This is a genomic window from Armatimonas sp. (assembly GCF_031410135.1).
In the GTDB taxonomy this organism is placed as follows: domain Bacteria; phylum Armatimonadota; class Armatimonadia; order Armatimonadales; family Armatimonadaceae; genus Armatimonas.
Genome location: NZ_JANNYP010000317.1, coordinates 1 through 1,551 on the forward strand (window position 1 = coordinate 1; position 1,551 = coordinate 1,551).

The window sequence follows — 1,551 nt, forward strand, 5'->3', positions numbered from 1 at the left end:
TCACCGCGCTGGGCTGGGAGCACCCGCTGCTGGACTTGGGGACACTGGGCGATGCCCACTACTCCGATCTGGATGGCTTTAGTGCCTACCAGACGCAGCTTTTGGGCATGGGGGCACACTGGCTCCTGGTGGCGTTTTGGATGCTTGCCCTCTCCCTTCCCAAGCGTCCGCAGAACCGAGGCGGAATTGCCTTACTGACCGCGCTCTGTACGCTTAGTACCGGGCTGCTGCTCTATAACTTCTACGGCGTCCATCGTTTCCAGAATGAGAATAGCCATAAGCGTGACCAGGCGGACTATGAGCGGACGTATCGAGCGAAGTGGCTAGAGCTGCCCCAGCCCAAGATCGCGGCTGCCGATCTGGATGTCACTCTCTGGCCGGAGCGTCGCGCGTTTGCACTCTCGGGACGCTACACGCTTAAGAATAAGTCCGACAAGCCCATCCCTGAGATACTCCTGAGCTATGACAACGATCTCGACCTGCGGAAAATCGCCTTCGGAGCCCCTGCCACTCGTAGGCAAGATGATACGCATCTCGGGATGCAGGTCTGGAAGCTCGCCACACCGCTGGCACCGGGCCAGACCATCACCCTAGACTTCACCGTCGCCTGGGACAAGCCGGGCTTTGCCGCTAGTGGCCCACGCACTGATATCGCGGCCAATGGGAGCTTTCTCTCCAATCTTGCGCCACGGATCGGCTACCAGTCCGAGGGAGAGCTCACGGATGCGGCGGAGCGCAAGAAGCAGAACTTGGGCGTGTGGAAAGAGCTTCCCGAGCGTATCGGCAGCTACCAGACCTATATCGGCGGCGACTCGGACTGGGTGCAGCTCTCCATGACCGTCAGAACCGCGCCGGATCAGCTTGCGCTCGCGCCAGGCAAGCTCGTCCGCGAGTGGCAAGAAAACGGGCGGCGCTGCTTCCGCTACGAGTCAAACCACGTGGTTCGCTACTTTTGGGCCGTGGTTTCGGGCAAGTACGCGACGCAGAAAACCACCTACAAAGCCACTCCTATCACGGTTTACTACCACGCCGGGCACCCCTGGAATGTAAAACGCATGCTGAGCGGTGCCAAAGAGGCGCTGGCGTTCTGCTCCCAAACGTACGCGCCCTACCCTTTCTCCGAGCTACGGATTGTCGAGTTTCCCGCGCGGGGTGAAAATATCGCCGCCCAAGCCTTTGCGGGCACGATCCCATTTTCTGAGGCAGGGGGCTTTACGCTCAATGTCGGTAAAGGTGACTTCGACACCCCGTTCTATGTCACGGCGCATGAAGTGGCGCACCAGTGGTGGGCGCACCAGCTCACGGGAGCGAACCTACCCGGCTCCGAAGTACTCTCCGAGTCGCTGGCGGAGTACACGGCGCTCCGAGTGGCGGTCGAGGCAGGCAATGAGGCTGGCGAGGTCAATAAGCGCGCTGCCGATGCCTATCTGAAGGGCCGTGGTCAGGATCGTACGGAGGAGCAGCCCCTCATCTCCACGCGCCGTCAGCCCTATATCTGCTACCAGAAAGGTGGCCTCGCCTTCCACGAGCTGTACTGGCTCGCAGGGGAGC

General features: G+C 61.0%; 1 pseudogene. It reads left to right on the plus strand.

The window, feature by feature from the left end:
- Positions 1-1,551: pseudogene (locus RMO15_RS11365) on the plus strand (hypothetical protein); the annotation flags it as partial.